The organism is Rhodococcus sp. NPDC058521 (assembly GCF_042719695.1).
Taxonomy (GTDB): domain Bacteria; phylum Actinomycetota; class Actinomycetes; order Mycobacteriales; family Mycobacteriaceae; genus Rhodococcus_F.
Map to the genome: position 1 here is coordinate 77,522 of NZ_JBHXNL010000014.1, position 25,427 is coordinate 102,948.

The window sequence follows — 25,427 nt, forward strand, 5'->3', positions numbered from 1 at the left end:
ATTACACACCGGCTGTCGGAGTCGAGGTCCCACTCATCGAGATGCTAGGGCGGCAAGCGAATACGAGGTTCACAATCGATATGCCCCTCCCGCATCCCCCGGAAGAGAATCTGGTACATCCCAAGAAGCAGAGGTAACTCGCATGGTGCACGAAGTAGTCAAGCGTGTGGAAGAACTCGGATCCGAACTGGCTGGACTTGCCGAGGAGAACGAGTCTCTCGGAAAGTTGAGCGACAAGACGGCGCGACTCATGCGCCAGATCGGTGTCATGAGGCTCCTGCAGCCCAGCGACTTCGGCGGGTACCAGGCACATCCGCGGGACTTCGCGGAAGCAGTAATGGGCTTGGCCAAGTACGACCCCGCAGCAGGGTGGGTATCCGGAGTCGTGGGAGTCCACCCCTGGGAGCTGGCGCAGATGGACCGCAAGCTGCAGGAGGAGATCTGGGGAAAAGACCCCGATGTCTGGGTGGCGTCACCGTACATGCCGAACGGAGTTGCCGATCCGGACGGGAACGACTCGTACGTCCTCAGCGGACGCTGGCCCTTCTCGTCGGGGTCCGACCACTGCCAATGGGACTTCCTCGGCGCGCTGAAGGGTAACGGTTCCGGCGAACCGGTCATGCCACCGGAGGTCATGCACGTCGTTCTTCCCCGCTCCGACTACGAAATAGTCGAGGATTCCTGGGATGTCGTCGGTCTCTCCGGCACGGGAAGCAAGGACGTCGTCGTCGACAAGGCAACAATCCCGTCATATCGAACCATTCTGCAGTCGGATATCGCCGGCGGAGTCGCCGCTGCTCGGGTCGGTCGCCACGACACGCTCTACAAACTCTCGTTCGGTGTGATGTTCCCCTTGGGACTGACCTCGGCCGTCATCGGTATCTGCGAGGGCGCACTCTCGACTCATCTCGCCATCCAGAAGGACCGAGTCGCAGTGACCGGCGTACAGATCCGCGATGATCCCTACGCGCTGTACGCAGCGGGTGAGGCGGCGGCAGAGATCGCCGCCTCGCGTGCTCAACTGATCGACGGAATCACTCGGCTGTACGACATCATCGAGTCCGGTGGCGAACCGACCACCGAGGAGAAATCGAACCAGCGCAGAAACCAGGTTCGATGTGCGTGGCGAGCCGTTCAGGCAGTCGATGCGATCTTTGCCCGGTCCGGTGGTGGCGCAATCCGCAAGAGCAGTCCCATGCAGCGCTACTGGCGTGACGCTCACGTGGGCCTACAACACATGATCCACGGCGACGGAGTTCCCTACCATTCCAATGCGCTTCACATGATGGACCTGGAGACGCCGGCCGGAATGCTCGTGATGCTCTGAGTTCACTCCGAAACGAGTCCGGATTGCAGGTGAGTACAGCTGTGGAACAGATGGACGGACGATACGTACGCGACGTACTCGGAAACTTTCCGACGAGTGTCGTCGTGGTCACGTCACTCGACCCGGCAGACCGACCGGTGGGGATGGTCGTAGGGTCCTTCACTTCTGTGTCACTCGATCCACCACTGGTGTCGTTCCTTGCCGATCGGACCTCGACGACCCTGCCCAAGATCGTCGAGGCCGGTCGGTTCAACGCGAATGCGTTGGCTGCCGACCAGGAAGCATTGTGTCGAAGGATGGCACTGCGCGGCGCGAACCGTTTCGAGGGGGTCGACTGGAAGCAGTCCGATCTGGGCAATCCCATTCTCGAAGGAACCGTGGCATGGATCGACTGCATCATCGAGAAGGTCTTCGAACTCGGCGACCACGACATGGTGGTCGGTCGAATCCGAGAGCTGCGAGTCGCGTCGGCGAAAACGCCGTTGCTGTTCTTCCGAGGCGGGTACGGCGACTATTTTTCGAGCTCTCAGATACTTCTCGACAGTCATCGCAACTGGTGAATCGAGATCGAGCAACCGCAGGCCGGTAGGGGTTTCACCGGCCTGCGGTTCTCCCGAGCAGTGCCGCTCATCGGCCCGTCCACTGGGGTTTCCTTCGCTCGACGAACGCAGTGGATCCTTCGATCGCATCCTCGGACGAGAACACCGGGTCCGTGTATTCGCCTTGTGCCTCGAATGATTCGGCATCGGTCATGGTTCTCGACACCAGCGCGAACGCCTTTGTTGCGCGCACCGCCATCGGTGCATTCGCGGCGATGGCGGAGGCGATTTCGCGGGCCCCGTCGAGAGCTTTGCCGTCCTGGACCACACGGTTGAGCAAGCCGTGGCGATGAGCCGCCTCGGCAGTCATGGGTTGTCCGGTCAACAACAGTTCCAGTGCAACCGAGCGCGGAAGGGCGCGCGGTGCCCGGAAGATTCCGCCGGCTCGAGCGGCCAAACCTCGTGTGACCTCGGGGAGTCCGAACTTGGCACTCTCCCCCGCGACGACGAGGTCCGAGGCCAGTACCAGCTCGAATCCACCGCCGAGCGCCCACCCCTCCACCGCAGCGATGAGTGGCTTCTCTGGTGGAGACTGGACGAGTCCGCCGAAACCCCTCCCGTCCACGACCGGCCGCTCACCCAGCTTGAAACGCTTGAGATCCATTCCAGCGCAGAAGACCCCTCCACTTCCGGTGATGATTCCGACCCGGAGGTCCGGGTCATCGTCGAGACGGATCAACGCGGACGCAATCTCGTGTGCTGCAGACTTCGTCATCGCGTTGCGCTGCTCGGGTCTGTCGATGGTGATGGTCAGAATTCCTGCGTCGGCCTCGACCACGACCTCACTCGATACGCGTTCTGTCATCTCGGAGCCAATCTGATTGCACCGTCGAGCCGAACGGTCTCGCCGTTGACATACGAGTTCGTAAGTAGGGTCACTGCCATCCCGGCATAGTCCTCGGGTCGACCGAGCCGCTTCGGAAACGGCACGCCGGCAGCGAGACTCTCACGAATGTCGTCCCGCAGACGTGCGAGCATCGGGGTGTCGAATACGCCGGGTGCAATGGTGTTGACACGAATCCCCACGCTGGCCAGATCGCGTGCGGCAACCAGCGTGATGCCGTGCACAGCCGCCTTCGACGCAGTGTAGGACGTCTGGCCGATCTGTCCGTCGAATGCGGCGGCCGATGCAGTCAGGACGAGCGCGCCGCGTTCTCCGTCGATGGGTTCGTTACGGGCGATCCGCGAGGACGCGAGCCGTAGCACGTTGTACGTGCCGATCAGATTCACCTCCAGAACATCGCGAAAGCTCTGCAACGGAGCAGGTTCGCCGCTCTTGTCCAGGATCCGCAAGCGATCTCCGCCACGACCTGCACAATGGACCACACCACGCAACTCGCCGTGGGACTCCACCGAATCCAGCGCAGCCACGAAGGATTCCTCGTCGGCGATGTCCACGCCGACGAACACGGCCGCATCTCCGAGTTCCTTCGCGGTATCGGCTCCGTTCGAGGTCGGCAGGTCGGCAATCACGACGCGTCCTCCCTCGCGGACGATCGCGGCAGCGGTAGCTGCCCCCAGACCGGATGCTCCACCCGTGACGAGAAAAGTATTGTCGGTAAGCTTCATCGAGGACTTGTCTCCTTCTTCGGAATGTCAGGACGGGAAGCGATTCGCCAGATCCCGGCCGATGATCTCTTTCATGATTTCCGTGGTCCCGCCGACGATCGTCTGAACTCGCGCGTCCGCATATGCTCGAGAGATCGGATACTCGTCCATGTACCCGTAGCCACCGAACATCTGCAGGCACCCGTCGGTGACACGCTTCTGCAGTTCGGTGGTCCACCATTTGGCCTTGGCGCCCAACGTGGCGTCGAATCCTCCCTCGTTGTAGGACAGGATGCTCTGCTCGAGGAAGCTTCGGGTGATGCTGACCTCGGTGGTCATCTCGGCAAGCTTGAAGCGAGTGTTCTGGAAGTCGATCAACCGTTGCCCGAAGGCTCGTCTCTCGCTCGTATATTTCAGCGTCCACTCCAACGCGGACTCGGCGGCCACGAGTGCCCGCCACGCGATCGACAGGCGTTCGAGTGGCAACTGAGCGGTCAAGTGATGGAACCCGCGGCCTTCTTCACCCACGAGGTTGGACACGGGAACGCGTGCATCCGAGAACGCGATCTCTGCTGTGTCCTGGGCGTGCAGACCGAGCTTGCGAAGCTTCTGTCCACGGGAGAACCCCGGCGTGTCGGTCGGCACGAGAATCAGAGAGAGCTGCGGTCTTCCCTCCTTTTCCCCGGTGCGAGCCGCCACGAGAATGACATCCGAGGAGAAGCCGCTGGTGATGAACGTCTTGGCACCGTCGATCACCCATTCGTCGCCATCTCGCACCGCAGTGGTCTTCATTCCGCGGAGGTCGCTGCCGGCGCCCGGCTCGGACAGCGCGATCGACGCGACCGTCGAGCCCTCCGCCATGCCGGGCAGCCAACGCTGCTTCTGCTCCACGGTTCCCAGTTCGATCAAGTACGACGCGACGATGTCTTCGTTGATGGAGAAGCCGGACGCCAGTGCTGCGGCTCCGACCCGTGCCAGCTCCTCCTGCACGACACAGCGAAAACGGTAGTCACCGGCACCGCCGCCCCCGAACTCTTCCGGTACGAGCACTCCGAGAATGCCCTGGGCGCCCGCAGCCTTCCACACTTCCCTCCCCGTGCTGCGCTCCTCCTCCCATCGATCGAGATTCGGTTCGACCTCTCGGCGCACGAAATGGCGAACCGACTCTCGGAACGCATCGTGATCGTCATCGTAGAAAGGCTGTGGCACTGTGTATCTCCCAGATCCAGTCGGTCGCGGGTCGGTCGGCGAGAGTCAATCGACCAACTCGTAGATGGTTGCGTTGGCGGTACCGCCACCTTCACAAATGGTTTGCAATCCGTAGCGCACGTTCTTCTCGCGCATGTGGTGGATCAGTCGGGTGGTGAGAACGGCACCGGACGCTCCCAACGGGTGCCCCACCGAGATCGCACCCCCGCACGGATTGACCAGCCCCGGGTCGATACCCAATTCGATCTGCCACGCGAGGGGGACGGGCGCGAACGCTTCGTTGATCTCGACAGCGCCGATGGCGTCGATACTCAGACCGGCCCGCCTCAGAACCTTCTGTGTCGCGGGTATGGGGGCGGTCAACATCAGAACCGGGTCGTCGCCGACCACAGCTCCGGCCGCTATGCGGACGATCGGCGTCAGCCCCCACCGACGCGCAATCTCCGGCGTCGTGATCAACACTCCGGCCGCGCCGTCGGAGATCTGAGAGGCATTCCCTGCGTGAACGACCCCGTCGTCACGAAACGACGGCTTCAGCTTGGCGAGGACTTCCGGCGTCGTTCCACGCCGGACTCCTTCGTCGATGTCGAGTTTCCCGTCGACGGTATCGACTGCCACCAACTGCGAGTCGAATGCACCGTTGTCGATCGCCTCCGCGGTGAGCTGGTGTGAGCGCGACGCGTACTCGTCCAGCATCGCCCGAGTCAGCCCCCACTTCCTGGCGATGAGTTCGGCGCCGGTTCCTTGATCGAGTCCCTCCACTCCGTAACGATCGAGAACTGTCTGGCCGTAGGGAAAGCCGGATGCACGGGTGGCACCGATCGGCACACGTGACATCGATTCGACGCCACCCGCCACTGCGATGTCGTAGGCGCCGGCCATGACTGCGTGGGCGACGGATTCGATGGCCTGTTGACTCGAACCACATGCTCGGTTGATGGTCACGGCTGGCACCGACTCCGGCCATCCTGCGGCGAGTGTCGCGAATCTTCCGATGTTGCTCGATTGATCACCCAGCTGGGTCACACAGCCCCACATGACATCGTCGATCATCTCGACATCTATCCCGGTGCGGCGCACCAGCTCTCCGAGCACGATTGCTGACAGATCGACTGGATGTATTCCACTCAGTGAACCGTTCCGCTTACCGATCGGTGTGCGCACGGCTTCTACGATCACTGCTTCCCGGACCTGCATGTATGGCTCCGATCGATATAGCCGGATCTGCGTGGAAGAATCGGCAAGTACCCACTGCCGCTAGTGAAAAGATAGATTACATGGTTAACTACGTCAAACACTTCTGAGGAGGGTGGGATGGACTTCGCGTTGAGCGACGAGCAGAACGCCCTCGCGGCCGCCGAGCGTGCCTGGCTCGCCAAGAACAGCCCGATCGCCTCGCGGCGACTCACCATCGACGACGGTCATGCACGGATTCGCCCGGAGGACCTTCGACATCTCGTCGACTCCGGGCTCGCGGGGCTGCTGACCGAAGACCTGGGTGGCACTCATGTCGATCTCGCCGTGGTCGTGGAGGAACACGGTCGAGCAGGCAGCGCTTTGCCGATTGCCGAATTATGCGTGGCAGCACAATATCTCGCGCGACTCGAAGATCCCCTGTGCGGCGGTGCAGCCGACGGAACCGAGCCGGTTCTGCCCGTCGTGGCTTCCGTCGACAACCCCGCGCTCGCTGCATCCCTCGATGGAGACACGGTTCGCCTGCACGGAACATCTGCGCCGGTTACCGGGGGCTCCGACGTCGGCCACGTCCTCGTCATCGCTCAGTGCAGCGACAGCACCGAAATTGCCGCTGTCGTATCCGTCGCAGCCGTCACAGTGCGCCCTCTGGAGTCTCTCGACTTGACTCGGTCGTGGTCCGTGGTCGACGTCGACCTCGCTCTCGACGCCGGTGGTTGGTACACCCTGCCTACCGGAACCGCCGATTTCGTACACGACCAGCTTGCGACGCTCCGCGCCTTCGATGCTTTGGGTGCTGCAAGCCGCCTGACCGAGGAAACCGTCGAGTACGCCAAGAGTCGACATCAGTTCGGACAGCCCATCGCCGGCTTCCAAGCCGTAAAGCACCACTGCGCAAACATGACATTGTCGGTCGAATCCGCTCGGGCGGTGCTGTGGGCTGCTGCAGTCGCCCTCGACGACAAGACGTCCGACCGTACGGCCGCTGTATCGGCAGCCGCCGCCTACGCGGGTGAGGGCACCAGCACAATCGCTCAGACGGCACTTCAGGTTCACGGTGGAATCGGGTTCACGTGGGACCACGACCTGCACTTGCTTCTCAGGCGGATCAAGGTCGACGAGCTCCTCGACGGGACCGTCTCGTACCACCGACGCAGGCTCGTTCGAACCTGATTCTGCGGGGTTCTCCGCTTCAGTTCGCGCCCATCAGCTCGAGGATGGTGGCATTGGCTTGACCGCCGCCTTCGCACATCGTCTGCAACCCGTACCGAAGGTCGTTTCTCCGCATGTGGGCGATCATGTCTGTCAGGATTCTCGCCCCGGACCCGCCGAGCGGGTGCCCCAGAGCGATGGCACCACCGTTCGGATTCAACTTGTTCGAATCGACACCGAACTCCTTCTGCCACGCCAAGGGAACCGACGCGAAGGCTTCGTTCACCTCGAACACTCCGATGTCGTCGACCGTGAGACCCGATCTGAGCAAGACCTTCTCTGTCGCGGGGATCGGCGCCGACAGCATGACGACCGGATCTGCCGCAGCGACGACTGCGGTGTGGATCGCGGCGATCGGTGACAATCCATACTTTCGAGCAGCGTCCTCGCTCATGATCAGCAGAGCAGCACTGCCATCGGATATCTGCGAGGCATTGCCCGCATGAATCACTCCGTCCTCCCTGAAGACCGGCTTCAAGGTGGCGAGCTTCTCCACGGTGGTGCCGCGGCGTATTCCCTCGTCCTTGCCGACCACGGTGCCGTCCGGAGTGGGAATCGGAACGATCTGCTCGTCGAACCATCCCGAGTCCTGGGCGGTGGCCGCCCTGTCGTGGGATCGAGCCGAGAATGTGTCGAGTTCGGTTCGGTCGAGTCCCCAACGCTCCGCGATCATCTCGGCACCGACACCCTGATTGGGAGCAGTTTCGTAGCGCGCCGAGAATCCGGGACTGTAGGGACTACCGCCGACCTTGGCGGCAGACCCCATGGCAACTCTGGACATGGATTCCACCCCACCTGCGACCACGACGTCGTAGTGACCGGCCTCCACACTGGCAACCGCGAAGTTCAATGCCTGTTGGGACGATCCGCACTGGCGATCGACCGTGACACCCGGCACGGATTCCGGCCATCCCGCCGCGAGTACGGCGTTGCGAGCGATGTCGTTGGCCTGATCACCGAGCTGTTGCACACACCCCCAGATGACGTCTTCGACGATCGCCGGGTCGATGCCGCTGCGATCGACGAGCGCATTGAGCACCACCGCCGACAGATCGGCTGGATGGACGCCTGCGAGGCCGCCGTTTCTCTTCCCGACGGGACTGCGAACAGCTCCGACCACGACTGCGGACATTCCTACTCCTTCGACGTTCGTTCGTGTCTCGGGCGCTACACGCGCGCCGACTCGAGCGCGGCGACCAACTCCAGCACCCGCCGACGGTCCACCTTGAGGGAGGCCCCCCGTGGCAATGCATCGACTGTGTGGATCGCGACAGGCACCTCGTAAGCGGTCAGTCGGCCCCGAACGAACTCGCGGAGTTCATTTTCTGCAGGAACCTCGGCAGAGGGCACCAGTTCGACGACGGCTATCGGGACCTGTCCGAGGCGTTCGTCATCCTTGCCGTAGACCGTCGCATCGTGCACAGCTGGATGCGCGCGCAACGCGCTACACACCGTCTCAGGTTGGACCTTGAAGCCACCACGCAGGATTGCGTCGTCCGCTCGGCCGTCGATGTACAGGAATCCGTCGTCGTCGAGATGTGCCAGATCACTCGTCCGAACCCACCTGTCCTCGCCCGAACCCACCTGATCTGCCGATACCTCGAGGCGACCGGTCTCCCCCACCGGTAGGACCACACCGTCGGGGCTCACTGTGCGCATGTCCACGCCGGGAAACGGTTTACCCACACTTCCCCGCTTCTCTTTCCACCACCTTTCGACGAGTGGTCGAGTCCACCCCGCGACGGCACCCCCGAACTCGGTAGCGCCGTACACGATCATGACGGGAATGTCGTACTTGTCGGTGAACTCGTCCGCGAGGTCGGGGCTGACGAACGTCGTCCCCGCCGTCACCGCACGCAAGCTCTCGAGCCTTTCCTTCGGCACATCCGCCGCGAGGACTGCCCTCATTGCAGCTGGTGGCAAACTTGCGATCGCCAGTCGATGTTCGTGGACCGCGTCGACCCACCCGTCGACGGTGAACCGGGGAAGCAACACAAAAGGTCGCGCTTCCGTCAGAGACTGGAGGACACTCCACATACCGCCGATGTGCGCGATCGCAAGCGTGACCAAGGCAGCTTTGCCGGTCAAAGGCTCACGGCCCTTCCGGCCGGCACCCGTGTGTTCGTGCACCGCGTCCATCGCCGACTCGAGCTGCCGCCAGGAGAGCGGAATCCGCTTGGGTTTGCCCGTCGTCCCCGAAGTGAACATCTCGACCGCTACAGGTTCGCCGTCCGCCGCCGCTTCGACGGACTCCACGCTGGAACGCCTTGTCACGCACGTGACATCGACCCCGTCCACGGCAAGTCCGGCAATATCGGCTCCGTCGATTGCCGTCGAGAACTCGCTTGTGTCCCAATAACTTTGCGAAGCGACAACCACGGAAGGCTTCGCACTCACGATGTCGTCGGCAAGCCGAGAGGGGGGTTGCATAGGATTCAGCGTGACGAGCGTGCGCCCCTTGCCGAGAATCGCAATGATCGCAGCGACCGTTTCCACCCTGTTGGACACCACGACACCGATTCGCGATCCCTGCGCGGATCCGATTGCAGTGAGAGAGCAGTCGATCAGCTCGGCGAGCTGCCGAACCCGACCCCAGGAATACCACTGCTTGTCCTGCTGGATCATCTTCGCATCGTCGGAGGCCGACCACAGCGAGGCCAACGCGTCCCTGATACTCGTCATGAATCGGCCTCTCCTCGGACGACGACCACCCTTGCGCAGCCGGTCGCTGCCCGAACTCCTTACCTCAAGATAGATTACATAGTTAACTTGGTCAACGCGGCATGCCGAGGCCCCGCTCTGCGATGAGATTGCGCATGACCTCCGAACTACCACCGGCTATGGTGAACGCGCGGGCATACATGAACTCGTCCTGCCACCTACCGCCATCGAGCGCACCCGCATCACCTTCGACGAGAATTCCTGCTTCGCCGCACAATTCGAGCGCGAACCGTTGCATTTCTACACCGATCTCACTGAACAACAACTTCGCCATCGGCGCGTCGAACGCTCTCTCCGACTTACGCGACACACGGCTGACGTTGGCGTAGACCATCGCCGACAATGCCGCGACGGAGGCATCCAGCCGGCCGAGCCGGTCCTGTACGTACCCGTCCTCGACAGCAGGATGCCCGTTCTGCTCGAGCCGCCCGGCCAGATCCTTCAAAGCGCCGACGCCCTGACGCAACCGCACCGCATTGGCCGCAACGCCCGATCTTTCGTGCGACAGACTGGAATTCGCCACATACCACCCGTTGTTCAGCTCGCCGACCAACGCATCCGGCTCCAAGACCACGTCGTCGAAGAACACCTCGTTGAAGTCGGAGGTTCCTGTGATTTCCCGCAATGGACGGACGTCGACTCCCGGCAGCTTCATATCGACGATGAACGCGCTGATTCCCTTGTGCTTGGGCGCATCGACATCGGTGCGGGCGAGCATGTACCCGTAGTCGGACCATTGTCCGTTGGTGGTCCATACCTTCTGACCGTTGACGACGAATCCACCGTTCTCGCTCCGAACCGCCCTGGTGCGCAGCGACGCGAGGTCACTGCCCGATCCAGGTTCGCTGAACAACTGACACCACACCTCCGACCCCGACCTGATACCCGGCAGGAACTTCGTTCGCTGCTCCTCGGTGCCGAAATCGAACAGTGCATGCGCGATCAAGTTGGCCGCACCGGGAAGAACGGACGCACGGGCCCGTGCAATTTCTTCACCCACCACCACACTCCGCTCGACGGCATGTTCACCGCCCTGCCCCCCATACTCGACGGGCCAGTCGCCGCCGAGATATCCCGCCGCGTACAGCTTGCCTGTCCATTCCTTCAGCGAGGCCAATTCCTCGGCAGTCTCGGCGCATCTGACACCGGCCCTGGGAGCGATGTCGGGTGCATTCATCGCAACGAACTCCCTGACCTCACGGCGGAACTCTTCGAGTTCGGGAGTCATCCCATAATCCATCTCGCACCCTTTTTCGTCGTAGGTCCGAACACTCTGCTTGCCGCGTGTAGGTCAGCGAACCTCGTAGGACCGGGTCGGCACCTGGGACCTGTCGATCTGCGCTTTGCCGATCGGGTTCCCCACCATCGTGTACGGGAGCGCCGTGGCCAGAGCGTGTGTGCGGCCGACATCTCTGGACTCCCAGATGGCTCGTACGGTCCCCTGGATCGCAGCCGGTGGTTTTGCCGCAATCCTCGCCGCCAAGGTCGCTGCGCGCTCCCACAACCGTTCGCGGGGAACGATTTCGCTCACGAAACCGATCTGGTGTGCTCGCTCGACCGACATGCGCTCGTCCAGACCGAGAAGCGCCATCCGAAGCACTTCGCCGATCGGAATCCGGTGTGCGAGTCCGATGGGTTCGAGCGCAGCTACGAGTCCATAGGACACGTGCGGATCGAAGAACTGCGCGTCATCACTCGCGATGATCAGGTCCGCCTCGTTCAGCCAGTACAGAGCGCCGCCGGCGGCAAGGCCGTGTACCGCGCAGATCAGCGGTTTCCAGCACCCGTTCTGCTTGGGAGACAGATCCACGCCGGGGTCGCGTCTGCTGAACGGGTTGTCGGCGAGGTAGGTGCCTTCCTTGACATCCATCCCCGTACTGAATGCCCGATCGCCGCTCGCACGAAGAACGACCACGTGTACGTCGTCCGTCAGATCCGCAAACCGCCACAGAGCACGGAACTCGGTCCGCATGGCATCGGTGAAGGAATTCATCCGCTCGGGTCTGTCCAAGGTGATCGTCAGAACGTGGTCCGACAACTCTGCGATCACGGTGGTCAAGCTCTTCAATTCGGTGACGTTGATCGAGTTCACGTCGACTCCTTCGATCGCTGCGGCCTCACCAATGTTGGATGGTCACGCCTTGCCACGGCGCCGCTCGGCACGCAGTTGGCCGTGCCGCTGCAGCATCCGTGCGGCGATGGCACTCAGTTCGGACGGCGGTGTGCGCAATCCCGCCAGGTCTGTGTCACGACTCGGCAGCGACACCGCCGCTGTGGCGGGGCATGTCACCTCACCACGCTGGCTGGTTCCGCGGAACTCCAGATCGACCAGATAGCGGTCACCCTCCCGGCGCTTGCCGACAACCTCACCCGTGAAGCGGTGGGTATCACCCAGGTAGTTGAACTTTCGCATCTGACTGGACATCGTCTCGATCCAACCGTCGTCGCCGATCCAATCCGTGAGAAAGTGGGTCAGCCAGCAGTCCCGAAGCATTCCGTAGTCGTACGACGTCGGCAGTCCGATGGATCTCGCGTACTCGGCGTCCCAGTGGATGCGTTGTGCCACATCCGGCACTCCTTGATCGTTGGGCACATAGAACGCGCCGATGCGTTGCCGGTTGCGATAGGCGAGGCGCCCCGTGCACGGGGTGTACGGGGCGAAACCGTAACCACCGGAATGAAATACGATCATGTCGGTTGTCGTCAACGGCCCCTTGGCCATCAACCCCAGAGACTCGCCGACTTCGACATCCTCCCAGTACCGAGGTTCGGCGCCCCGGCGAGCCTCGGCTTCGTATATCGCATCGATCTCTGCTATCTCGTCGGGCGTGTACGAGGCAGGCTCGATCGTGTCGTACTTCTTGCGCTTCTTCGACTCGTGACGCTCGGTGTGAATGGTGAGCACGCGCTGGGTTTGAACGATCTCGGCGCGTTGGTTGAACTGAACGTGCATCCTCGTGACGAGCAACGACCGACCCGCGAACTCCGACTCCTTCAGCTCCACATCGGCAAATCCCTGAAACGAGTACACCGTGTCTCCGTCGTAGACCGGCCGATACCACTCAGTCGTCGAACCCGACACGAACACGTGGATACCGCGAAACGGGGGGCGTCGTTGATCTTTCGGAACAGGATCGGCCAGAAGGTCCTTCGTCACGGCGATGTTGATCATGGGTGGTGCGATCTGCCCACCCCAGCGCGTATCGAATCCGTACTCCTCGTCGACGAACAAGGGATTGTCGTCACCGTAGCTGCGCGCGAAGGCACGCATCACGTCCGGCGTCGCACGCGAGAACTGGTCACGCTGAGTCACGGCGTGATAGACCCCGACCAAGTCCCGCGCACGCTGGATGTCCGATTCCCGGAAGCTGAATGTCGCCTCTTCCTCCGGAGTCTTGTCCGTCGCGGTCGCCGTCTTGGTGCTCAAGTCAAACCTCCGTGATCGATGCCCGAGCGACGCCGCGTGATGGCGCCTTCGATACCCGAGAATGGGTGAATCCGAGAAAGTATCGCCCCTGCAGGCACACCCGGCGAGAGCTGTTCCGGTGAGCGGTCATCAGGTGACCGCCCCGGAGACCTTGAGTTCGATGAGCTGGTCGTCGTCGAGTCCCAACTCACGAAGAATGTCATCGGTGTGTTCCGCGAACTGTGGAGCTCTCTTCATCCGCACAGGCCGGCCGTCGAACTTCACCGGATTGGCGACCAGCTTCTGGTTCACGCCGTCCGCGTCGACGATGTCGACGATCCGGCCGTTCTCGATCAAGGCCGTGTCATTACCGACGTCCCAGCTGTTCTGAACCGGCGCCCAGGGCCCACTCAATCCGGCAAGATCTGCGATCCACTCGTCATAGGTTCGCGCGGCGATGGCATCGGCGAACAGTTCGCCGAGCTGGTCGGCGTCGGCGAAGATCCCTTCCATCGTCGCGTAGCGCGGGTCGTCGACGAGGCGTTCCAGGCCGATCGCGGTGACGAACTCGTTCCAGAAGCGCACCGGTTGCAACATCGAGAACTGCAACCACCTTCCGTCGGAGGTGCGATACGAGCCGGTGAGGGGGTTGCCCGCCGCCGCCGTCTTCTTCCGCTTCACCTTCGGGAGTGGGCCTCCCGAACTCAGCGCAAGGTTGACCGTGAACTGTGTGGCCCAGGCTCCGACGCCCAGCAGGGAGACATCGACCTCCGAAGGTTTCCCCGACCGCTCGCGTCCGAGAAGTGCCGCGGCGATGCCACCGGCGATCGTCATACCTCCGATATTGTCGCCGTATGCGCCGGCGGGCATGAACGCCATCGAATCCGCACCCTCACCCATCACGCCGTCGGCACTACCACCGCGCGCCCAGAACCCCGTGGCGTCGTACGCACCCCTTTCCGAATCCGGTCCCTCGTTCCCGAATCCGCTGCCGGTGACATAGACGATGTTCGGGTTGATCGCGCGAACGTCGTCGACAGTGATGGCCAGTTTGGTGCGCACAGCCGGCAGGTAGTTGGTCAGGAATACGTCACTGCGACGAATCAACTCTTCCAGCACCGGGCGCCCAGCGGGATTGGACAGGTCGAGACCAATGCTGCGCTTGCTGCGATTCGGTCCTTCCATGATGGGAGAGAAGGACGAACCTTCTCTCCCTGCCGTGTGCCCGAGTACACGTACGAGGCCGCGCTGCGGATCGCCCTTCTCCGCATGCTCCACTTTCACGATGTCGGCACCCCAATCCGCCAGAACAGCACCAGCGGCGGGAACATAGGTGAATTGGGCGACCTCCAGGATGCGGAAGCCTTCCAGCGGACGATCCATGGAAACTCCTAGTGCGTGAAATGGATACTCAGTACGTGTTGGCGCGCAGAAGAATCGCGCCGGAAGGAACGCCACCACCCGAGCTCACCACCGCGACCTTCGGGTTCCGGACCTGCCTGCCGGGGGCCTGCTGCCGAAGCTGCAGCACGGCCTCGCGAAAGAAGCCGTACCCATGGGTGCGCCCGGCCGAGAGCTGCCCCCCGTGCGGGTTCAACGGCAACCGACCGTCGACTGCGATTCCGCGGCCGTCGTCGATGAATTGCGCTGCCTCACCCGGTCCACAGAAACCGAGCCCCTCGAGCCACGACAGCGCGTTGAACGTGAAGCCGTCGTAGAGCAACGCAACATCGACGTCGTCCGGCCTCAGATCGGTTCTGTTCCAGAGGTGCGCGGCCGGGCCCAATGACTGTGGCGTGTGTGTGAGGGTTCCTTGATCCCATGACAGATCCTCCATGATCTGAGTCCCCACCGCCTCCACCAACACCGGCGGATTGGGGCCACCGTCTGCCGCATCCGCCGCCGACACGACGACCGCAACAGCTCCGTCCACCGGTACGTCACAGTCGTACAGCCCGAACGGCGTGGAAACCATTCGCGCGGAGAGGTAGTCGTCCATCGTGATCGGATCTCGGTACACGGCCTCGGGATTTGCGGACGCGTTCGATCGCGTGTTGACGGCGATGGCCCCCAGTGTGGTGCGGTCACCGCCGTAGCGGTGAAAGTAGTGCGATGCCTGGCAGGCAATCCAGTTCGCGGGAGACATTGCGCCGAACGGCGCACGATGCTCGAACATTCCGGTCGGCCGCACGGGCGGGACCTCGAGCCGGCCGGTTCGCACCAGCTCCGCATGTGTCGATTCCCAGACCGTTCGAAAGCAGAGCACGTGTCTGCACAGACCCGAGGCCACGGCCATCATCGCGGCAATGATGGAGCCGTTCTGCCCTGGAAGTTCGTTGCCGCCGTTGACCCACGTCGGTCGTACTCGCAACGCCTGTTCGACGGCCATGATTCCGCCTTCGGACAGTCCTCCCGTCCCATTACTGCCCGGGTATGTCGACAGCCCGTCGATGTCGGCCAAGGTCAACCCGGCATCCTCGACTGCAGCAAGACAGGCGTCGACAGTCAGAGACAGCGGCTCGACCATCAGTCGACGACCGATTCTCGACTGGCCGACTCCGGTTATGGCCACCTTTTCCTCGAACTTGTCCACAGCGACGCGTGGGCGGAGGGCCGATCGATGGTCCTCCGGCTCCGGGACCGGATCCAACGATCCCGAGGCGTCTGCGACCGGCTCGAACAGCGGCAACCAGACGTCGTCCGAGATCTGTTCGAACAACACCGAGACCGGAGTTCCCACCGACAGGTCACTAGGTTCGCATCCGACTATGTTGGTCGTCAACCTGATTCGCGAATCCTCGGCAAGAGCGACGATCGCAATCACATACGGTGGCGCCAACTTCGGCAACCATTGTTGGTGATCGACCGTGAACCCGACGATCGTGCCACGGCCCGACACCGGTTCGTATCCGATGTCACGCCCGCGGCACTGCGGACACAGAACGTTCTGTGTGTGCATCAACCGCGAACAGCTACGGCACTGCGCGATGCGCAGAACGCCGTCCGCGCCGGAAGCCCAGTACTGTGCACGCCCCAGAGACATCTGCGGGATCGGCCTGCCGGTGTCCAGGACTTCCGTCACGTGCCCTCCAGACGAACGAGTGAGTGTCATCGAATACCGAGACGGGTGCTAGTAGGTGATTCGACCGGATGTGTTGTGCCCGACGCTGTCACGTACGGCGATCATCGCGGCCAAGCGGCGCTCCATGTCCTCCTTGCTCATCACGATGTCGTCACCGCCTTCGCCACGCCTCAGCCGGTCCAGTCGTCCGCGTTCTGCTTCGATCTCTTCGGACAGCAATGATCCCGCCAGGTCGCGGGTGAGCAGATCCTGATCGACCCAGTCGGCAACGGGAAATTGTTCGACGAGTTCGTCCATGAGATGACATCCCTACCTGTCGCTGTGATGAATGAAAATGCCTCAGGCCCGCGGGAAGTTCAGCAATCTGCGAGCATTGAGTTCGACAATCTTGTGCACGTCTTCGTCCGGAACGTCGATCATCGAATCGTGCGCGAGTTTGCGGCTGTTCGGCCAGTTCGAGTCCGAGTGCGGGTAGTCGCCCTCCCACGTGATGTTGTCGATTCCGACCAGATGGCGGTTCGCCAGTCCGAAATCGTCCTCGATGAAACACCCGAAAATGTGGTCGGCGAACAACTCCGAAGGTCGGACGGTCTGGTTGATGTTCTGGTAGTAGCGGTGCTTCGCCCACACCGCATCCATACGTTCGAGCATGTAGGGCACCCAACCGATCCCCCCTTCCGACAGCATGAACTTGAGCTTCGGATGATTGTGAAAGACCGGTGAGAACAGGAGGTCCGCCGTTGCGTACATGGAGTTGCAACCGAACAGCGAAGTCATCACCGCCATGGGCGCCTCCGGTGCCGTGATCGGAGCCTTGCCGGACGTGCCGAAATGCACACACAGAGGGAGACCGGCCTCGACCACAGCCGAGAACACCGGATCCCAGTGATCGGTGTGGAACGACGGAAGCCCCAGCGGGGAAGGGTTCTCGGGGAACGAGACCGCCCGGGCACCCTTGGCGGCGGTGCGGAAGACCTCCTTCACTGCGGCTTCGACCGACCATAGGGGAAGAATCACGAGCGGAATCAATCGATCCGGTGCAGTGGGACACCACTCGTCGAGCACGTAGTCGTTCCACGCCTGAACCGACAGCAACGCAAGCTCTTTGTCCTCTCCTTCGAGAAAGACGGTTCCGGCGAAGCGGGGAAACGACGGGAAGGACAGAGTTGCCTGCACGCCGTCGATGTCCATGTCGGCAACTCGCGCCTTGGGTTCGTAGCAGCCGGGAATCATGTCCTCGTACCGAGTCGGTTCGGCTCCGTACTCTTCCGGCTTCTTACCTGCGACGGCATTCAACCCGATATACGGATAGATGCGCCCCTCGTACTCCCAGACCTCGGCAAGTTTGGTTTCACCGTCCTTACGCGCCCCGTCGCCGGCATGAATGGACTTGGGCATTTCCTTCTCGATGATTCGAGGCCCGGCCTCGACGAACTTCCGCGGAAGTCGTTCGGTCCACAGATGCGGATGCTCGATCAGGTGATCATCGGTCGAGATGAGGTGCATGTGACTCTGCAGTGGCATGGATCCTCCTGGGCGATGCCCCCGTGCACTCAAAAGGGGTTACTTGTTTAACTATCTTGACGCTAGCAGGTTGCGTAAGCCACGTCACCCACTCGGCAGTCGGAAAAAAATCCCCACGGACTCGGAGTCCGTGGGGATCGATCTGCGTGATGCGCGCGTCAGTCGAAGAGACTGATGGTTGCCGTCCTGTCCCTGTTCCGGAAGAAGATCTCGGTTGCGTACTCGAGGTGTCGCCGCCAGTGCTCCTCCGCCTTCGCGACGTCGCCCCGCACGACGAGGTCGACCAGCACCTGGTAGTCGTCGATGATCGAAGGAACATATGCCGTACGCTGCGACGCACCTGCGTCGTCGACCCTTTGCTCGATCCCCATTTTCCGATGCACATCGAGAACATCTCTCAGTGCGCTGACCTGCGCGTTGAGCGTCTTGTTGCCGCAGTGCAGCGAAATGAGATCGTGAAACTCGGCCGTGAGTTCGACCCATCGAGCAAACGCAGACGGACTGTCGACGCCCTCGGCCAACCTCGCGCGATGCGCGTCGACGCACCGCTGCAGAGCGGCAACACCCTCGTCCGTACCTCGCGCGACCAACATCCGAACACACGCGGATTCGAATTCGGTTCGGGCTGCGAGAACGTCCTCCAAGGTCGTCCCCTGAATCTGTAGATACAAGCCGATGTGCCGCGAGGCGACGCTCAGATTCGGAAACTGTGCGCGTGGGCCACCGCGCACACCCGTGACGACGGTGATCAGCCCGTCACTCTCGAGAATGCGAAACGCCTCGCGCAACGTAGGACGTGACACACCCAGCCGCGCCATCAGCACCTTTTCCGAGGGAAGCATCTGACCTGGTGCGATTTCGCCGCGAACGATCTGACTGCGCAGCCTGTCCGCGATCCGCTCGGAGACCTTCGGAACTCGCACTCGCTCGTCCCCGGAGCCGCCATCGGTTCGCCACGTCACGCGCTGCTCGATCTCCATCGACCTGACTCTACTGCCGGAGGGCGGGCTTCCCACGACTCCCACTTTACAGTGATGAGTACAACAAGGTATTACTAGTTAGATAGTTCACTCCATCTTGTCGAGCGAGCCGGCCACGCACGGCACGACTCGGCAAGAGCGCGAGGCAAAGAGAGGAGGTGCCGCAATGACATACGTGATCACCGAGGCCTGTATCGACCTGATGGATCGCGCCTGCGTCCGAGAATGTCCGATGGACTGCATCTACGAGGGCGAGCACCAACTGTTCGTGAACCCGTCGGAGTGCATAGATTGCGGCGCATGCGAACCGGCCTGCCCACACGAGGCCGTGTATCACGAAGCCGAACTCCCCGATGATCAGGCGCACACGGCCGAGCGACAGAACGCCGTCTTTCTGACGCTGGGCAAACTCGGCGGTGCACGCAAGTACGGCAAACTACCGGTGCCCGACGCATGAGCACCCTACGAGTGGGGTTCGTCGGCACCGGCAACATCGGTGAGCCGATGGTCGAGCGCCTCCTGTCCAGCGGTCTGCCCACCACGGTATTCGCGCGCCGACAGGACGTGATCGATCGTCTACACGCAGCCGGTGCCGAGATGGTCGACACACCGGACGCTCTCGGCGTATGCGATGTCGTCGTGTCGTGCCTCTTCTCCGATGCACAAGTCCTCGAAGTGTGCCCACCGATCATCGAGAAGATGCGCCCGGGTTCACTGTTCGTCTCGCACACCACGGGGAGCCCCTCTTCTCTCCTCGACCTGGCTGCAATCGCCCGCGACACCGGAGTGTCGGTTGTCGAAGCGCCGTTCAGCGGCACACCGGCCGCCGTGCGCTCGGGCCGGTTGACGGTGATGCTCGCAGGTGACGAGCCGGCGGTCGAGACTGCATCGTCGATCGTGAGTGCCTACTCGCTCAACATCATTCGAACGGGCGGACTGGGTACCGCGCTATCCGCCAAGCTCCTGAACAACGCCTTGTTCGCCGTCTGCACACAGCTCACGCTGTCTGCAATCGAGACGGCACAGACATTGGGAATATCCGAAGAGACACTGCTCGAGGTGCTCGCGGTCAGCAGCGGCGGCAGCACTGCGGCACAGTACATAGCGGCTTCGGAAAGAGGGGCTGCTGCGTACAGCGAGACTCTGCCGAGGTACCTCGTCAAAGATCTCGACTCGGCTCGCCGAGTGGCAGCCGAGCTCGGCGCCGATATCACCCCGATCTTGACCGCCGCGCAGCTCGGCCCGATGCGTCTGGTCGAGCGCGACGACATTTTCTCTGCTCCCTAGCGATCCCACCTTTCCTCGCACCGCAGAAAGTAGGTCGACAATGAAGGCACGAATCGATCTGAACCTGTGCTCGGGTCACGCTCGCTGCTACCAGGTCGACCCCGACCTGTTCGACATCGACGACAGCGGGTACGCGCTCAACTCCGAAGTCGACATCGATTCGGCCGACGAAGACAAGGCACACGAAGCTGCGGCATCGTGCCCTGAACGCGCCATCACGTTGCACTGAACACGGAACGGAAGCTACTGCAGTGACGACCAAGCCGTTATGACCGCTACCGATCGCCCACTCCGGGTTGCAGTGGTCGGTGGCGGACCCGCCGGCTTGTACACGGCCGATGCACTGACCTTCTCCTCCGACGCGGACGTACAGGTGGACATTCTGGAAAGACTCCCCGTTCCGTTCGGGTTGCTCCGGTACGGCGTGGCCCCGGACCACCCGAACATCAAGCTCGCCGCCGCGTCTCTTCAAGCTACGCTCGACCGCCCGAACGTCCGACTCTTCTGCAACGTCGAGATCGGCCGCGACATCGACGTCGCCGAGCTGCGTGAACACTACGATTCCGTCGTGTACGCAACGGGTGCCGACACGGACAAGACACTCGGAGTCGACGGCGAACACCTGCCCGGAAGCACCTCCGCAACGGAATTCGTCAAGTGGTACAACGGACATCCGGAGGCCCCCCGTTTCGATCTCTCCACGACACGTTCCGTCGCTGTCATCGGCGCGGGCAACGTTGCACTGGATGTGACGCGCCTTCTCGTCAAGAGCGTCGACGACCTGAGACACACGGATATCGGCTCGGACACAATGGGATGCTTCGCGTCCAGCACGGTGACAGACGTGCACGTACTCATCAGACGCGGTGCCGAGTTCACCAAGTTCACCACCAAGGAACTGCGTGAACTCGGTGAGCTTGCCGGGGTGGATGTCCTCGTCGATCCGTCCCAGCTTCCTTGCGACGGCACAGAGGGTTTGACGACGGTAGCCAAACGCAACCTGGCCGTTCTCAGAGGGTGGTCGGAGAGACCTGCCGGTCACGCCCCGAGACGAGTGCATTTTCACTTCTCTGCTCGACCGACCGCCGTGCTCGGCGTCGACGCCGTGCGTGCTGTGCGTGTGGAGGGCGACGACGGAGGCGAGGAGGTCGCCGTCGACATGGTGCTCCGCGCTGTCGGTTATCGCTCCCGCCCGATTGCCGGCGTTCCGTTCGACGCGCACACCCACACGATCCCGCACCATGCGCACCGTGTCGTGCGTGATGGCGTGCCACGGCCCGGCGAGTATGCAGTCGGTTGGGTGAAACGCGGACCGACGGGCATTCTGGGAACCAACAGATCCGATGCCGAAGACACGGCTACCGCACTGCTGGAGGACCGACAAAGCCTGTCGGCTCCGTCCGAACCGAGCAGACCGTTTCGAGATCTCCTGGCAGAACGTGGGATCGAGTTCCTGGACAATGCTGCGTGGGATGCCATCGCAGCCAGAGAAGATGCACTCGGCGCCGAGGAAGGTCGCGCTCGAGTGAAGATCCGAGAGTGGGCGGAACTCGTCGCCGCCGGACGACATACCGTCGATGCTGTGTGACACGCTCTGCGGCGCGGCCGCACCGCCCACGCACAACGTAGTGGAATCGATCGACAAGAAAGGACGTACCTTCGATGGCACCGTCGATGTTTCGCAAGGATCGGGTCGCGCGTGACGTTCTGGCACCACTTCTTCTTCGCTCGCTGATAGGCGGCACGATGATCGCCCACGGTGTCAAGCACGGACGGAGCTTGGACGGTACGGCGAAGTGGTTCGAGTCGATCGGGTTTCGCAGGCCTCACCTCCAGGCACGTGCGAGCGCGGTTGTCGAATCAGCGGCGGGTGCAGCACTTGTCGCCGGTTTCGCAACTCCGGCCGCGGCGTCGGCTGTCGTGGCGACGATGGCAGTTGCCGGGCGGTCGGTACACCTTCCGAACGGATTCTTCATTACTTCGGAGGGGTGGGAGTACGTCGCGAATCTGGCGGCCGCCGCGACCGCGCTTGCCGCACTCGGACCGGGCAGAATCAGTGTCGACCGACTTCTCGGGTGGGACAGCAAACTGAACGGCGACCGTGCGGCATCCAGTGTCCTTGTCGTCGGACTCGGCGCAGCAGCAGCACAACTCGCACTTTTTCACCGGCCCGTACCCCGATGACCCGATCCTTCAGTTGCCTTTTCGGGTGAAACGCATGGCACCATCCAGTCGAATCACTTCGCCGTTCAGATAAGGATTCTCGCAGATCTGCTGCGCAAGGATCGCGTACTCGTCAGGATCGCCCATCCGGGAGGGAAACGGTACGGTCGGACCCCACTGCGCATGAAGATCCTCCGGCGCGACGTCGCCGTACGCTCCCGTGAGGAACACACCCGGAGCGATGGTCATCACGCGAATCCCCAGCGGTCCGAGGTCACGAGCAGCAGGCAACGTCATTCCGACGATCCCCGCTTTGGCTGCGGCGTAGGCCGATTGACCGATACTGCCGTCGAAGGCAGCGATCGATGCCGTGTTGATGATGACACCGCGCTCCCCACTGTCGAGTGGTTCGGTTCTGGCAATAGCAGCCGCTGCCAACCTGGTGACGTTGAAAGTCGCGCACAGAAAGACATCGACGACCCTTTTGAACTTGTCATAGCTGTGCGGAGCGCCGTCACGGTGCACAACACGTCCGTCGCCCCCGCCACCGCCGTGCGCCACCACTGCGATTCGAACAGGTCCGAGGTCCTCGGCTCGGTCGATGGCCTCCAGAATGCTTTCCTCGGATGTGACGTCGGTTCTGACGTAGATTGCGCCGTTGCCGATCTCCGCGGCCGACTTCGCCCCCTTGTCCTCGTCCAGGTCCAGCACCACGACAGTGGCGCCCGCCTCGGAAAGCCTTCGAGCTGTGGCTCCGCCGAATCCCCCTCCGCCGCCTACGACCAACGCGACGCTACCGTTGATGTCCATTCACGTCCTCCTTCGTTCATCGGTTCCGATTCCACTCGCGACATGACGTGGTCGAGGGACCCGATCCAGCAGAGTCGCTGCTGCGCGATCTCGTAGTACTTCGGGTCTGCCGAGGCGCGACTGATTGGCAACGGCTCGGCGCAACAGCAAGTGGGCGGGATGCTCCCAGGTGAATCCGATACCGCCGTGCACCTGAATGCACGCTTCGGCCGCTGTGACAGCAGCAGTCGACGCAGCGGCCGCCGCCAGGTCCGAGGCGATCGCGCTCTCCGAATCTTCCTCGGCCAGATCCACACTCGACAGCACCTGATTGCGGGCTCCCTCTGCTGCCACCAGAATGTCCGCACATCGGTGCGATACCGCCTGAAACGATCCGACGAGCCGGCCGAACTGCTCCCGTTCACCGGCCCATTCCACTGCCAGGGCGAGTGCACGATTGGCGACACCGACCGAGTCCGCAGCAACCACCGTCTGCGCCCGAGTCCGTGCGCGGCGAATCACGACGTCGACAGGCTCTCCACGCAGGACGACAGAGCACTGTGCACCGGCGAACGACACCGTGCCGACGGTGGACGTGAGGTCGAACGATTCTTGATCCGTCCTCGAGACGTCGGGTGGTTCGGCCGTAGCCAGCACCAGTTCGCCGGTATCCGAATCGACTGCGAGTACTACGAAGATCTCGGCCACGGGTGCGCCCGCCACCCTTTCCACCGCCCCGGTGAGGAGTGAGCCGTGAATCGTCGGAAGTCCCCCGTCGACGATCCACCCGCCATCGTCCGTCGGCACCACGAACGCTGCCGGGCACCCGGCGACGACCCTGCCGGCGGCGTCGTCGGCACCCGCAGCCAACAGGATCTCGAGCGCAATCACGCTCGGAACAAGGGGAACAGGAGCGAGGTGGTAAGCCGCTTCCTCGACGGCTGCGAGCAACAACCGGACAGACGAGCCGCCGCCGCCGAGTGCTTCCGGAGCCGCAAGCCCCGGCAGACCGAACTCGACCAACCGATGCCACAACGGGACATCCATCGCAGCAGGTTTACCTTCGCAGGCCAGAACGGATTCGGTGTCCACGCATCCCGCGATCATCGATGCCAGTACGTCGCGCAACACCGCCTCGTCCTTTTCCTGCGCAACGAGCGGACGACCTGGTGTCACGGAGGGAGCCCGACTCCCTTCACCACGATGAGAGGGCAGTCCGAGGATCGACTCTGCAATGGTATTTCTCTGGATTTCCGCTGTGCCTGCGCCGATGGTCGCTGCCCTCGACATGAGGTACCCGTAGCTCCATCTACCTTCTTCGACCGCACCCTCGGACCGCGTCCCCAGAACTGCGCCGGTACCGGTCAACCGAAGTGCCAATCCGTGGAGTCTCTGCTCGAATTCGGACTTGACGAGCCTGTTGATCGACGCAAGAGCACCCGGGTCTTCCTTGCGCAGAACTGCGTCGAGCGCCCGCGCACTGTTGGTGGCTATGGCCCGCACATCCGTTTCGAGAACTGCGAGCTCCTGTCTCACCAACGGGTCGGCCGAGTATCCTCGATCGATCGCAAGCCGAAGAACCTTGTCGACGGTCCCCCGGTATCGGAACTCGTCGGCGAGGAAGGCTGTTGCTCGCTCGTGACCGAGCGACGTTCGCATGATCGACCAACCCTGACCTTCCTCTCCCACTCGATTTCTCACCGGGACCGAGACGTCATCGAAGAAGACCTCGGCGAAGTGACGCCCACCTGCAGCGTCACGGAGTGGTCGTACGTCGATACCCGGTGATTTCATCGAGATCAACAGGTAGGTGATTCCTTCGGTTCCGCGGCCGGGGGGACCGGTACGAACCAGCGCGAACATCCAGTCCGCCCGTTCCGCCATCGTTGTCCAGATCTTCTGTCCTGTTACTCGGTACCTTTCGCCCTCGCGCACGGCCCTCGTCGACAGGGAGGCAAGATCACTTCCGGCCCCCGGTTCCGAGAATCCCTGGCACCAGAACTCCTCCGCGCGCAGGAGCGGGGGCAGGTAGCGAGCCTTCTGCTCCGCCGTGCCGTGCACGATCAGCGTCGGAGCGACGATGAAGGACATTGCGCACGGATGTCGCGGCGCGCCGGCCGCCGTGGTCATCCGGTAGTAGTCGAGTTGGTCCTCCAGGCCGAGTTCCATTCCGCCGACATTTCTGGGCCAGCCAGGAGCCGCCAGACCCGCGTCGACGAGTTCGGCCTGCCACCCGACCGCTGCTTCGAACCGCCCACGCGACGTCGTCGCTCGCGGACGATCCGAGAATTCTTCCAGCTTGCGCGCCAGCCGCTCACGCCAGTCGGTCTCGTGTGCCTCGGTACTCACCGACATCGTGGGATCCACCGAATGCCTCTCTCCACGG

Annotated in this window: 23 protein-coding genes and 1 pseudogene; 8 read left to right on the forward strand and 16 right to left on the reverse strand. The window is 62.6% G+C overall.

All coding sequences use genetic code 11. The annotated features are described in order from the left end of the window. Window positions 1-142: 142 nt before the first annotated feature. Together ACFWO3_RS18740 and ACFWO3_RS18745 are read left to right on the forward strand one after the other, a co-directional pair. A complete protein-coding gene (locus ACFWO3_RS18740) occupies window positions 143-1,327 on the forward strand; it encodes a hydroxylase (RefSeq protein ID WP_378580496.1) in 1,185 nt (394 codons plus the stop codon). Between the two features lie 29 nt (window positions 1,328-1,356). Beyond that, window positions 1,357-1,887 (forward strand): flavin reductase family protein, encoded by a 531-nt coding sequence (locus ACFWO3_RS18745; RefSeq protein ID WP_378580498.1) that lies wholly within the window; start codon window positions 1,357-1,359, stop codon window positions 1,885-1,887. Between the two features lie 67 nt (window positions 1,888-1,954). Here ACFWO3_RS18745 and ACFWO3_RS18750 read toward each other — a convergent pair whose 3' ends face one another. Genes ACFWO3_RS18750 through ACFWO3_RS18765 form a run of 4 tightly spaced genes read right to left on the reverse strand, consistent with a single transcriptional unit; the run spans window position 1,955 to window position 5,880 of the window. Then, complete coding sequence (locus ACFWO3_RS18750; protein ID WP_378580500.1) at window positions 1,955-2,731, reverse strand: crotonase/enoyl-CoA hydratase family protein; 777 nt, start codon at window positions 2,729-2,731, stop codon at window positions 1,955-1,957. Further along, window positions 2,728-3,495 (reverse strand): SDR family oxidoreductase, encoded by a 768-nt coding sequence (locus tag ACFWO3_RS18755; protein WP_378580502.1) that lies wholly within the window; start codon window positions 3,493-3,495, stop codon window positions 2,728-2,730. Before ACFWO3_RS18755 ends, ACFWO3_RS18750 begins: the two co-directional genes overlap by 4 nt. A 27-nt stretch (window positions 3,496-3,522) precedes the next feature. Next, complete coding sequence (locus ACFWO3_RS18760; RefSeq protein WP_378580504.1) at window positions 3,523-4,683, reverse strand: acyl-CoA dehydrogenase family protein; 1,161 nt, start codon at window positions 4,681-4,683, stop codon at window positions 3,523-3,525. Window positions 4,684-4,728: 45 nt separating this feature from the next. Continuing rightward, window positions 4,729-5,880: a thiolase family protein gene (locus ACFWO3_RS18765; protein WP_378580506.1), complete on the reverse strand. Its 1,152-nt coding sequence runs from the start codon at window positions 5,878-5,880 to the stop codon at window positions 4,729-4,731. Between the two features lie 117 nt (window positions 5,881-5,997). On the opposite strand from ACFWO3_RS18765, the gene ACFWO3_RS18770 reads away from it, so the two are divergent. Beyond that, window positions 5,998-7,050 carry an acyl-CoA dehydrogenase family protein gene (locus tag ACFWO3_RS18770; RefSeq protein WP_378580508.1) on the forward strand — a complete coding sequence of 351 codons (1,053 nt, stop codon included), beginning with the start codon at window positions 5,998-6,000 and terminating at the stop codon, window positions 7,048-7,050. 19 nt (window positions 7,051-7,069) lie between these two features. On the opposite strand, the gene ACFWO3_RS18775 is transcribed toward ACFWO3_RS18770, so the two are convergent. From ACFWO3_RS18775 to ACFWO3_RS18820, 10 genes are all read right to left on the reverse strand, one after another. Next, complete coding sequence (locus tag ACFWO3_RS18775) at window positions 7,070-8,221, reverse strand: thiolase family protein (protein ID WP_378580510.1); 1,152 nt, start codon at window positions 8,219-8,221, stop codon at window positions 7,070-7,072. A 35-nt stretch (window positions 8,222-8,256) separates the two neighbouring features. Then, complete coding sequence (locus tag ACFWO3_RS18780) at window positions 8,257-9,771, reverse strand: class I adenylate-forming enzyme family protein (RefSeq protein ID WP_378580512.1); 1,515 nt, start codon at window positions 9,769-9,771, stop codon at window positions 8,257-8,259. Window positions 9,772-9,862: 91 nt separating this feature from the next. Then, a complete protein-coding gene (locus tag ACFWO3_RS18785) occupies window positions 9,863-11,050 on the reverse strand; it encodes an acyl-CoA dehydrogenase family protein (RefSeq protein ID WP_378580514.1) in 1,188 nt (395 codons plus the stop codon). Between the two features lie 51 nt (window positions 11,051-11,101). After that, window positions 11,102-11,902 carry an enoyl-CoA hydratase/isomerase family protein gene (locus ACFWO3_RS18790; RefSeq protein WP_378580519.1) on the reverse strand — a complete coding sequence of 267 codons (801 nt, stop codon included), beginning with the start codon at window positions 11,900-11,902 and terminating at the stop codon, window positions 11,102-11,104. A 42-nt stretch (window positions 11,903-11,944) separates the two neighbouring features. Beyond that, window positions 11,945-13,237, reverse strand: coding sequence for a MaoC family dehydratase N-terminal domain-containing protein (locus tag ACFWO3_RS18795; RefSeq protein WP_378580521.1), 1,293 nt, complete (start codon window positions 13,235-13,237; stop codon window positions 11,945-11,947). A gap of 129 nt (window positions 13,238-13,366) precedes the next feature. Then, window positions 13,367-14,599 (reverse strand): CaiB/BaiF CoA transferase family protein, encoded by a 1,233-nt coding sequence (locus ACFWO3_RS18800; RefSeq protein ID WP_378580523.1) that lies wholly within the window; start codon window positions 14,597-14,599, stop codon window positions 13,367-13,369. Between the two features lie 28 nt (window positions 14,600-14,627). Beyond that, window positions 14,628-16,328: an OB-fold domain-containing protein gene (locus ACFWO3_RS18805; RefSeq protein ID WP_378580525.1), complete on the reverse strand. Its 1,701-nt coding sequence runs from the start codon at window positions 16,326-16,328 to the stop codon at window positions 14,628-14,630. Between the two features lie 18 nt (window positions 16,329-16,346). Then, window positions 16,347-16,595: a hypothetical protein gene (locus ACFWO3_RS18810; RefSeq protein WP_378580527.1), complete on the reverse strand. Its 249-nt coding sequence runs from the start codon at window positions 16,593-16,595 to the stop codon at window positions 16,347-16,349. A gap of 42 nt (window positions 16,596-16,637) precedes the next feature. Further along, entirely contained in the window at window positions 16,638-17,822 is a 1,185-nt protein-coding gene (locus tag ACFWO3_RS18815; RefSeq protein ID WP_378580529.1) for an amidohydrolase family protein, read from the reverse strand. Window positions 17,823-17,980: 158 nt separating this feature from the next. After that, window positions 17,981-18,802: a FadR/GntR family transcriptional regulator gene (locus tag ACFWO3_RS18820; RefSeq protein WP_378580531.1), complete on the reverse strand. Its 822-nt coding sequence runs from the start codon at window positions 18,800-18,802 to the stop codon at window positions 17,981-17,983. A gap of 166 nt (window positions 18,803-18,968) precedes the next feature. Between ACFWO3_RS18820 and fdxA the strand changes: the two genes are divergently transcribed. From fdxA to ACFWO3_RS18845, 5 genes and pseudogenes are all read left to right on the forward strand, one after another. Next, entirely contained in the window at window positions 18,969-19,259 is a 291-nt protein-coding gene (gene fdxA / locus ACFWO3_RS18825; RefSeq protein ID WP_378580533.1) for a ferredoxin, read from the forward strand. After that, window positions 19,247-20,089 (forward strand): annotated as a pseudogene (locus tag ACFWO3_RS18830) (NAD(P)-dependent oxidoreductase); the annotation flags it as partial. The gene fdxA and the pseudogene ACFWO3_RS18830, both read left to right, overlap by 13 nt. A 40-nt stretch (window positions 20,090-20,129) precedes the next feature. Further along, a complete protein-coding gene (locus tag ACFWO3_RS18835) occupies window positions 20,130-20,318 on the forward strand; it encodes a ferredoxin (protein ID WP_378580535.1) in 189 nt (62 codons plus the stop codon). Between the two features lie 39 nt (window positions 20,319-20,357). Further along, window positions 20,358-21,677: an FAD-dependent oxidoreductase gene (locus ACFWO3_RS18840; protein WP_378580537.1), complete on the forward strand. Its 1,320-nt coding sequence runs from the start codon at window positions 20,358-20,360 to the stop codon at window positions 21,675-21,677. A gap of 74 nt (window positions 21,678-21,751) precedes the next feature. Then, complete coding sequence (locus tag ACFWO3_RS18845) at window positions 21,752-22,273, forward strand: DoxX family protein (RefSeq protein WP_378580540.1); 522 nt, start codon at window positions 21,752-21,754, stop codon at window positions 22,271-22,273. Window positions 22,274-22,282: 9 nt separating this feature from the next. On the opposite strand, the gene ACFWO3_RS18850 is transcribed toward ACFWO3_RS18845, so the two are convergent. Continuing rightward, window positions 22,283-23,062, reverse strand: a complete 780-nt coding sequence (locus tag ACFWO3_RS18850) for an SDR family NAD(P)-dependent oxidoreductase (RefSeq protein ID WP_378580542.1) — start codon at window positions 23,060-23,062, stop codon at window positions 22,283-22,285. Continuing rightward, complete coding sequence (locus ACFWO3_RS18855) at window positions 23,063-25,396, reverse strand: acyl-CoA dehydrogenase family protein (RefSeq protein WP_378580544.1); 2,334 nt, start codon at window positions 25,394-25,396, stop codon at window positions 23,063-23,065. Between the last annotated feature and the right edge of the window lie 31 nt (window positions 25,397-25,427).

Excerpts from the sequence above, each read along its gene's own strand:
- ACFWO3_RS18740 (WP_378580496.1), top strand. The coding sequence starts at position 143 with ATGGTGCACGAAGTAGTCAAGCGTGTGGAAGAACTCGGATCCGAACTG.
- ACFWO3_RS18750 (WP_378580500.1), bottom strand. The coding sequence starts at position 2,731 with ATGACAGAACGCGTATCGAGTGAGGTCGTGGTCGAGGCCGACGCAGGA.
- ACFWO3_RS18755 (WP_378580502.1), bottom strand. The coding sequence starts at position 3,495 with ATGAAGCTTACCGACAATACTTTTCTCGTCACGGGTGGAGCATCCGGT.
- ACFWO3_RS18765 (WP_378580506.1), bottom strand. The coding sequence starts at position 5,880 with ATGCAGGTCCGGGAAGCAGTGATCGTAGAAGCCGTGCGCACACCGATC.
- ACFWO3_RS18770 (WP_378580508.1), top strand. The coding sequence starts at position 5,998 with ATGGACTTCGCGTTGAGCGACGAGCAGAACGCCCTCGCGGCCGCCGAG.
- ACFWO3_RS18775 (WP_378580510.1), bottom strand. The coding sequence starts at position 8,221 with ATGTCCGCAGTCGTGGTCGGAGCTGTTCGCAGTCCCGTCGGGAAGAGA.
- ACFWO3_RS18780 (WP_378580512.1), bottom strand. The coding sequence starts at position 9,771 with ATGACGAGTATCAGGGACGCGTTGGCCTCGCTGTGGTCGGCCTCCGAC.
- ACFWO3_RS18785 (WP_378580514.1), bottom strand. The coding sequence starts at position 11,050 with ATGGATTATGGGATGACTCCCGAACTCGAAGAGTTCCGCCGTGAGGTC.
- ACFWO3_RS18800 (WP_378580523.1), bottom strand. The coding sequence starts at position 14,599 with ATGGATCGTCCGCTGGAAGGCTTCCGCATCCTGGAGGTCGCCCAATTC.
- ACFWO3_RS18805 (WP_378580525.1), bottom strand. The coding sequence starts at position 16,328 with ATGACACTCACTCGTTCGTCTGGAGGGCACGTGACGGAAGTCCTGGAC.
- ACFWO3_RS18810 (WP_378580527.1), bottom strand. The coding sequence starts at position 16,595 with ATGGACGAACTCGTCGAACAATTTCCCGTTGCCGACTGGGTCGATCAG.
- ACFWO3_RS18815 (WP_378580529.1), bottom strand. The coding sequence starts at position 17,822 with ATGCCACTGCAGAGTCACATGCACCTCATCTCGACCGATGATCACCTG.
- ACFWO3_RS18820 (WP_378580531.1), bottom strand. The coding sequence starts at position 18,802 with ATGGAGATCGAGCAGCGCGTGACGTGGCGAACCGATGGCGGCTCCGGG.
- fdxA (WP_378580533.1), top strand. The coding sequence starts at position 18,969 with ATGACATACGTGATCACCGAGGCCTGTATCGACCTGATGGATCGCGCC.
- ACFWO3_RS18835 (WP_378580535.1), top strand. The coding sequence starts at position 20,130 with ATGAAGGCACGAATCGATCTGAACCTGTGCTCGGGTCACGCTCGCTGC.
- ACFWO3_RS18840 (WP_378580537.1), top strand. The coding sequence starts at position 20,358 with ATGACCGCTACCGATCGCCCACTCCGGGTTGCAGTGGTCGGTGGCGGA.
- ACFWO3_RS18845 (WP_378580540.1), top strand. The coding sequence starts at position 21,752 with ATGGCACCGTCGATGTTTCGCAAGGATCGGGTCGCGCGTGACGTTCTG.
- ACFWO3_RS18850 (WP_378580542.1), bottom strand. The coding sequence starts at position 23,062 with ATGGACATCAACGGTAGCGTCGCGTTGGTCGTAGGCGGCGGAGGGGGA.
- ACFWO3_RS18855 (WP_378580544.1), bottom strand. The coding sequence starts at position 25,396 with ATGTCGGTGAGTACCGAGGCACACGAGACCGACTGGCGTGAGCGGCTG.